Source organism: Nocardia aurantiaca, assembly GCF_009708175.1.
Taxonomy (GTDB): domain Bacteria; phylum Actinomycetota; class Actinomycetes; order Mycobacteriales; family Mycobacteriaceae; genus Nocardia; species Nocardia aurantiaca.
The window spans coordinates 1-7918 of sequence record NZ_WMBB01000031.1 but is presented as its reverse complement, the minus strand read 5'-3'; the positions used below and the strand labels follow the sequence as shown (position 1 = coordinate 7918).

General features: G+C 68.6%; 6 protein-coding genes. 4 read left to right on the top strand and 2 right to left on the bottom strand.

Translation table 11 applies throughout. The features are described 5' to 3' along the window. Positions 1–646: 646 nt before the first annotated feature. The gene (locus GLP40_RS33015; RefSeq protein ID WP_328290946.1) at positions 647–1423 is read right to left on the bottom strand and encodes an acyl-[acyl-carrier-protein] thioesterase; all 777 of its coding nucleotides are present in this window, start codon (positions 1421–1423) and stop codon (positions 647–649) included. Positions 1424–1733: 310 nt separating this feature from the next. Here GLP40_RS33015 and GLP40_RS33010 point away from each other — a divergent pair, with 310 nt between their 5' ends. The 3 genes from GLP40_RS33010 (at position 1734) to GLP40_RS33000 (ending at position 5866) form a co-directional block, all read left to right on the top strand. Next, positions 1734–3458, top strand: a complete 1725-nt coding sequence (locus GLP40_RS33010) for a serine/threonine-protein kinase (RefSeq protein WP_328290945.1) — start codon at positions 1734–1736, stop codon at positions 3456–3458. Positions 3459–3703: 245 nt separating this feature from the next. Next, complete coding sequence (locus GLP40_RS33005; protein ID WP_154791951.1) at positions 3704–4678, top strand: NADPH:quinone oxidoreductase family protein; 975 nt, start codon at positions 3704–3706, stop codon at positions 4676–4678. Between the two features lie 75 nt (positions 4679–4753). Then, positions 4754–5866 (top strand): winged helix DNA-binding domain-containing protein, encoded by a 1113-nt coding sequence (locus GLP40_RS33000; protein ID WP_328290944.1) that lies wholly within the window; start codon positions 4754–4756, stop codon positions 5864–5866. A 19-nt stretch (positions 5867–5885) separates the two neighbouring features. Here the strand turns inward: GLP40_RS33000 and GLP40_RS32995 are convergent, their stop codons facing one another. Beyond that, complete coding sequence (locus tag GLP40_RS32995; RefSeq protein WP_154791950.1) at positions 5886–6404, bottom strand: Lrp/AsnC family transcriptional regulator; 519 nt, start codon at positions 6402–6404, stop codon at positions 5886–5888. Positions 6405–6542: 138 nt separating this feature from the next. On the opposite strand from GLP40_RS32995, the gene hppD reads away from it, so the two are divergent. Further along, positions 6543–7781, top strand: a complete 1239-nt coding sequence (hppD, locus tag GLP40_RS32990; protein ID WP_154791949.1) for a 4-hydroxyphenylpyruvate dioxygenase — start codon at positions 6543–6545, stop codon at positions 7779–7781. Positions 7782–7918 lie beyond the last annotated feature (137 nt).

Here is a 7918-nt window from a genome sequence, read left to right as displayed (position 1 = left end):
AGCCCGACCAGATCGGCCGCGACGGCTGGAAGGCCATCGACAACGCCGAGAAGACCGCGGGCAAACCCACCGGCCGCCCCCGCGTGAAATACACGAAGATCGAGGACCTGCTCAAAGCAGCCAAGGGATAGTCCCAACCAACTCTCGGGAAGCTCAGGGGCTTTGCCCCTGAGACTCCCAGGGACAGCGGAGGCTCCGCGCCCGAACCCCCGGAGACACCGGGACTTCGCCCACCCCGGCACTACCCGGGGGGCTTCGCCCCGGATCGCCGGACGCACCCGAGGGTCCGCTTCGGATAATCGGAGGCGCCCGACGGTCCGCTCCGGACAACACGAGACACCTGAGGGTCCGCCCGGACAACCGGAGACGTGGGGGCTCCGCATGCCGATGACGCCGGTCTGCGCCCAGCCCCTCGATTGCTCATGAATGGCTGCGGCCCACCCTGAATTGTGTTGGGCCGCAGTTATTGATTCGATATGAGTCAGTGGGCGCCGAGGTTGACGGCGGGGCCGTCTCGAAGCAGATGCGCGGGACCGTCGACCGGCGAACGCGATGGTCCGTCCGGAATATCGCGTAAGGCCAGTCGATTTCGCAGATGCGTCACCGGCTCAACCGGGCAGTCGCCGAAGGGCCGGGAGTCGCCGAGTCAGCTGGGCAGGGGCCCGATGCGCACCGCCGTGGTGGTCACGCCGCCCACCACGAACCACAGCCGCAGCGCCGCCGGATGCCCGGTGCGATCACCCGGCTCGTACCGGCTGCGCACGCTGATGTGCTGGCGGGCCAGCACCGGCGCCACGTACTCGATGACCGCGCGATGCGGACCGGCCACCAGCTTCGGGTAGTCGACCAGGTACTGCTCCACCGCCTGCCAGTACGCCGCGTTGTTCACATGGTTGTACTGGTCGATATCGGTGGCGCGCACCGGGAACGGCAGATCCACATCCGATTCCGGCGGCGTGGGATCGGTGAGCCAGGGCCGCCAGCGCAGCCGGTGCTCATCGGTAGTGCGCGCGAGTTCGGCCAGACCCTCGTCGCTGATCCGGGTCGGCATATTGGTGAACTCGTTGATATTGATCCAGAACCCTTCGGTCTCGATCAGACCGCCGTCCTCGCTGGTGATCCGCACCCGCATATTCGTCCACCGCGTCGACATGGCCGAGCACCAGCGTCGCAGCTCCACCCGGTCGGGCCAGTGGATGGGTCGCACCACGTCCACCACGGTGCGCCGCACGATCCAGGCCGGATCGGTCCGGTGGAAGAACCCGGATTGCATTTCCTCCCAGGCGATGTCCTGCAGATAGCGGGCCACGGCATCGAATCGCAGCCGGTGATAGGGATCCACATCGCCGGCCCGGACGGGCCACGCGGAAGCGAAGCCCATGCCCTCCTGGGGAAGCGGGGCGAGTGGCTCATCGAGTGACACTGGTGCTCCTCGCGCTGCACGGTGTGCCGCGTGTCTTTCCATAGCACCGGGTGAGGTGCTTGCTGACCGAAGTCCGTGACATGACTCTACGGGGCGTGCGGCACACGCTCACGTCGAGTCATCTGTACTTCTGTTCTGGGAACGACAGTGTTTCTCTCCTGGCGAGAACAGTCCAGCCGAACGGGAAACCCCACTGCTGAGGGGCATGACGGCCCCATCCGGGGCGTCACGGCGCCGGGCGCGGGAATGACACTGTGCCTCACGGCCCGTAGCCTTTCCTGTTGTACATCCAGCAGGGAGGACGGCGCGGGTGGCCGCAGGGGCGAGAGCCGGATCGCGGTTCGGGCAGTACGAGTTGCGCCGGCTGCTCGGGGTCGGCGGCATGGGCGAGGTCTACGAGGCCTACGACACTGTGCGCGACCGGGTGGTCGCGGTGAAACTGCTGGATGTGGACCTGGCGCGGCAACCCACCTACGTCGAACGCTTCCGCCGCGAATCTCGCACCGCCGCCAAACTCCAGGAACCGCACGTCATTCCGGTGCACGACTGGGGTGAGGTGGACGGCGTCCTGTTCATCGACATGCGGCTGGTGCGCGGCCGCGATCTCAAGGCCTACCTGCACGACGAGGGGCCGCTGCCGCCCGAGCAGGCCGTCGCCGTGGTGGAGCAGATCGCCTCCGCGCTCGACGCCGCCCACGAGAGCGGGCTCGTGCACCGCGACGTCAAGCCCGCCAATATCCTGCTCACCGGCGAAATGTTCGCCTACCTGGTGGATTTCGGCATCGCGCACACCGAATCGGACGCCCAGCTCACCCAGACCGGCAATGCCATCGGCTCCTTCGCCTATATGGCCCCGGAACGCTTCGAGCACAATGTCTCCGTCTCGCCCGGGGCGGACATCTATGCGCTGGCCTGCGTGCTCTACGAATGCCTCATCGGCGACCCGCCGTTCCGGGCGGAGGGCAATCTGGCCACCATCCGCGCCCATATGCTCACGCCGCCGCCGCGGCCCAGCGTCCGGGCCGGGGTCCCGGTCGGTCTGGACCAGGTGGTGGCCATCGGCATGGCCAAGGACCCGGGCCGCCGCTACGCGACGGCGGGCCAACTCGCCCGGGCCGCCCGGGCCGCCCTGCTGCGCGCCGCCCACGGCGAGCCCACCCGCACCACCGTGCCGCCCGGCCCGCCGACCATCGGCAATCCGGCCGTCCCCACCGGTCACTCCGGACCGAACTACCTCGATCAGTCGTCGGGTCCGGTCGATTACGCGCGTCCGGGCCACCCGTCGGGTCCTGTCGGTCATGTGTACCTGTCCGCTCCGGATCCGTCCGGGCCGCAACGGCTCTCGGGCCCGGTGGACATGTACTCGTCGTCCGGCGACAACCACCCGACCGTGCTGCGCCCCATGCCCACCGCCCAGCTCGGGTACCTGCCCGGGCTCGCAGATCCGGCCGCGCCCCGCGAACACCCTTCCGCCCCACTGCCACTGCCGCCCAGTGAGCGCAGTTCCCTGCCGCTCGTGGTGGGCGCGCTGATCGGGGTCGTGCTGGTGCTGGGAGCCGTGCTCGCCTGGTTCGTGTCGACCGGCAACACCGGCGTCGACGACAGTGGAGGTGGCACCGCCACGGTGACCACCCGTCCGGCGTCGACCACCACGGCCCTGCGCACTTCGGCGACCGCGCCGACCACCACCCTGGTCCCGCTCGTCGGCACCGTATCCGGTACGGACGCTCAGGGTTTCACCTCGCAACTCGCGCGCTGCAATGCCGGCGACCCGGCCATGGCCATGGGCCGCACCGACAAGTCGCGCCTGGTGGTCTGCCGCGCCGCCACCGGCCGCTTCTACTACAAGGGCATGCGCATCAGCGACAATGCGGGCATCGAACTCGACGACCCGGTGCCCGACGGCACCGGCGGTTTCACCGTCACCAATCCCACCGACGGCACCCAGTACCGGATCACCGCCTACAGCCTGGTCATCAGCAGTGGCGGCCAGGTCGCGGCCGATGAATCCATGATCGAATACGCGCATCGCTGAGTATCGGCGACCGAATTCCTTCGTGCCCGCCGAATGACGTTGTTGCTCTCCGACTCTCGAGGCGACAACCGAGTGCGGAACGTTCGGGGCTACTCGTCGGGTACGGCCTGCATTGTTTCGGCGCCGCCCGCAGACACGGGTACGGAACCGGCAGCGGCTCTCAGCCGTCCGCTGCAGGCACGGGGAGGCGGGGGGTGCTACGTTCGGCAGGTATCCGCCGGTGGATTGATCGGAGTTGATCGAGAATGCGCGCAGCCGTGGTGAGCAGGCTGGAAGGCCCGGAAGCCATCGAGGTCCTCGACGTTCCCGAGCCCGCGGCGTATCCGGGCGGTGTCGTCATCGATGTGCACGCGGCCGGGATCGCCTTCCCGGATGTGCTCATGACCCGCGGGCTGTACCAGATGAAGCCGCCGTTGCCCTATGTCGTCGGCTGCGAGGTCGCGGGCATCGTGCGGGAGGCGCCGGAAGGCTCGCATGTGCGGCCCGGCGACCGCGTGGTCGCACTGACCCTGCTCGGCAATGCCGTCGCCGAGGTCGCTGTGACACCGGCGGAAATGGTCTTCAAGCTGCCCGACAACGTCTCGCTGGAGTCCGGGGCGGGCGTGCTGTTCAACGACCTGACCGTGCACTTCTGCCTACGCAACCGCGGCCGCCTGGCCGCGGGCGAGACGGTGCTGGTGCACGGCGCGGCCGGCGGTATCGGCACCTCCACGCTGCGCATGGCGCAGGCGCTGGGCGCGGGCCGGGTCATCGCGGTGGTCAGCACCGACGAGAAGGCCGAGGTGGCGCGCGCCAACGGAGCCACCGATGTGGTGCTCACCGATGGCTGGCTGGCCGCGGTCAAGGAACTCACCGGCGGCCGCGGCGTCGACATCGTGCTCGACCCGGTCGGCGGCGACCGCTTCACCGACAGCATTCGCGCGCTGGCCTCGGCCGGGCGGCTGCTGGTGGTCGGCTTCACCGCGGGCGAGATCCCCACCGTCAAGGTGAATCGACTGCTGCTCAAGAACGTCGAGGTGGTCGGTGCGGCCTGGGGCGAATGGGTGATGTCCCACCCGGGCTACCTGCAGGAACAGTGGGCCGAGGTGGAACCGCTGCTCGCGGACGGCAGGATCACCCCGCCGGAGCCGGTGCTCTACGCCCTCGCGCACACCGCCGAGGCGGTCTCCGCCCTGGACAAGCGCACCGCTACCGGCAAGGTCGTCGTCACCCTCCGCTGACCGGGGCGTCGTCATCCCGCATCAGCGCCGTCGCGATCGCGCGAACCGGGTACGGCTCACGTAGCGTCACCGATCGTGAAGCTTTCCAACCGGGTGCTGAACCGGACCCTGCTCGCGCGTCAGCATCTGCTCGAGCGGTCCGAGCTCGGCGCGCACGAACTGTGCGACCACCTCGTCGGCGTGCAGGCCCAGGACATGCTGCCGCCGTTCCTCGCATTGTGGAGCCGCACAGTCGATTTCGATCCGGAGACGGTGTCGAAGGCTCTCGATGACCGGTCGTTGGTGCGAATCACCCTGATGCGCGGCACCATTCACCTGGTCACCCCGCCGGATGCACTGCGCATCGCCCCGCATATCCAGCCCGAACTCGAAAAGATCCCCTTCCGTAAGGGTTTCAACTCCGGCGCGCTGATCGGCCTGGATCCGGAAGAGGTGCGAGCACGGGGCGAAGCGATGCTCGGCGACGAGCCGACCCCCGCCGCGGCACTGCGCGAGCGCGCCGCGGCCCTCTATCCCGACCGCGATCCGGGTGCGGTCGTGCAGGCCTGGCTCTACCAGCTGCCCGTCCTGCAAACCCCGCCCCGCGGCCGCTGGGGCGACAGCAGCCGGCCGGTCTGGTCCCGCGTGCGGCCCTGGCTCGGCGCATCCCTCGACCCCGGTTATCCGCTGGAGGAATTGCTGCTGCGCTATCTGCGCGCCTTCGGCCCCGCCACCACCATGGACATGCAGACCTGGTCCAAGCTCACCGGCATGAAGAAGGCCGTCGAGAAACTGGGCGACCGGGTCCGCACCTACACCGACGAGCGCGGCCGCACCCTCTACGACGCCGCCGACGCCCGCCTCGCCGACCCGGACATCCCGGCCCCGGTCCGCCTGCTCGGCTGGTACGACAACGTCATCCTGTCCCACCAGGACCGCACCCGCATCGTCCCCGACGGTCATGCCCCGACCCTGCGCGCCTTCGCCAATCAGGTGTCTCCGATCCTGATCGACGGCTTTTTGTCCGGCGTCTACAAGGTGTTCAGCAAGGGCGGCACGGCCACGCTGCGGATCAGCCCGCACGCCAGGTGGTCCGGTGCCGACCGCGATGCCGTCGAGTCGGAAGCCCTTGCCCTGCTGGCCTTCACGGAGCCCGCCCGCACCCACGTGGTCGAAATCCTCGATCCCGGAGCAGACCTGCGTCGCTGACCGCGAGGGCCCGCCCGCCTCAGTGTGCGGTGCGGTACGCCGGGGCCTTGCTCGATCCGGATGGGGTGAGCGTGCGCAGCAGCGGCAGGGTGCGCTGCGGGACGACCGTGGACAGCACCACCACGCTGTGAGAGCGCACCACCGAACTGGTCCGGTCGATGCTCAGCAGGACCGCCTGCAGCCCGGCGTGCGAATCCGCGCCGATTCGGCACAGCACGTCCCCCGAGCCCGTGGTGGCGTAGGCCTCCAGGACGCCGGGGATGGCGTCGAGATCGGTGGCGACCGCCTCCAACGCGCCTTGCGCGATCTCCAGTGTCACGAACGCCTGCACATCGAAACCGGCCGCGGTGACATCGATCTGCGGATCGTAGGAGGCGATCACCCCCGCCTCCTCCATGCGCGCGATCCGCGACTGCACGGTGGCGCGGGCGACCCGGGTGCGGCGGGAGAGTTCCAGGATGCCCGCCTTCTGGTACTCGTGCATGGCGGTGAGGATGGCCAGATCCAGCTCATCCAGCCGGGCGGGCGTGCGGGACATGGCGGAACCTCCGCTCGTGCGTTCGCTGCTATTCAAATTGTCCAGCACTAGGCGGCAGATGGTGGTGCAATTCACCACAGTGCCCAGTGGAATTCGGCGATATTGCCTAGTGGCGACCGCTGGGCTTTTCCTGGGCACATGAGAATCGACGCAGGACACCACGGCATCGACGGCCGGGCCCGTTCGGGATATGCCCCCGCCCGATCCGGCGATCTGCCCGGCGACGAAGAACTGCGCCGCCTCGTCGGCCTGGTGGACCACGATGCCGACGCCGACCCGTTCCCCGTGCTGGGCTGGGACGCGATCGTATGGGTGGTCGGCAATGCCACTCAGACCGCGCACTATCTCCAGTCCGCCTTCGGCATGCGGTTGGAGGCCTACTCGGGTCCCGAGACCGGCAACCGTGACCACAAGGCCTTCGTACTGCGCAGCGGCGGCGCCCGATTCGTCGTCAAGGGTGCGGTGGATCCATCCAGTCCGCTTGTCGCACACCACGATCGGCACGGGGACGGGGTGGTGGACATCGCGCTCGAGGTCCCGGACGTGGACCGCTGCATCCTTCGCGCCCGCGCCCAGGGCGCCACCGTCCTCGTCGAACCACACGATGACACCGACGATTACGGCACCGTCCGCACCGCCGCCATCGCCGCCTACGGCGACACCCGGCACACCCTCGTCGACCGCTCCCGCTACTGCGGGCCCTACCTGCCCGGCTACACCCCGCGCCGCTCCGCCTACGCGCCGCGCGCCGGGCAACCCAAGCGCGTCTTCCAGGCCATCGACCATGTCGTCGGCAATGTGGAACTCGGGCACATGGACGAGTGGGTCGAGTTCTACCGGCGCGTCATGGGTTTCGAGAACATGGCCGAATTCGTCGGCGACGACATCGCCACCGAGTACTCCGCCCTGATGAGCAAGGTGGTGGCCAACGGCAACCACCGGGTCAAATTCCCGCTCAACGAACCCGCCCCCAGCCGCAAGCGCTCACAGATCGACGAATACCTCGAGTTCTACCGCGGCCCCGGCGTCCAGCACATCGCACTGGCCACCGACGACATCCTCACCGCCGTCGACGTGCTGCGCCGCGAGGGCATCGAATTCCTGGACACCCCCGACAGCTACTACGAGGACCCGGAATTGCGCGCGCGCATCGGACATGTGCGCGTGCCCGTGCACGAACTGCAACGCCGCGGCATCCTGGTCGACCGCGACGAGGACGGTTATCTGCTGCAGATCTTCTGCAAGCCCATCACCGACCGCCCCACCGTCTTCTTCGAGCTCATCGAACGCCACGGCTCCCTCGGCTTCGGCAAGGGCAACTTCAAGGCCCTTTTCCAGGCCATCGAGCGCGAACAACAAGCGCGCGGAAACCTCTGAGCTGTGTTTAATTTGCCCTGCGATTCGCTCCGGGCGGGGTTCGCGGCCTTGGAGTCTCGTTCTTCCCTCCCTCCGCTCCTCCGCTTCGCTCCCCCGCTCCGTTCAGTCCAGAACGAGACGGGCCGCGAACCTGGTCT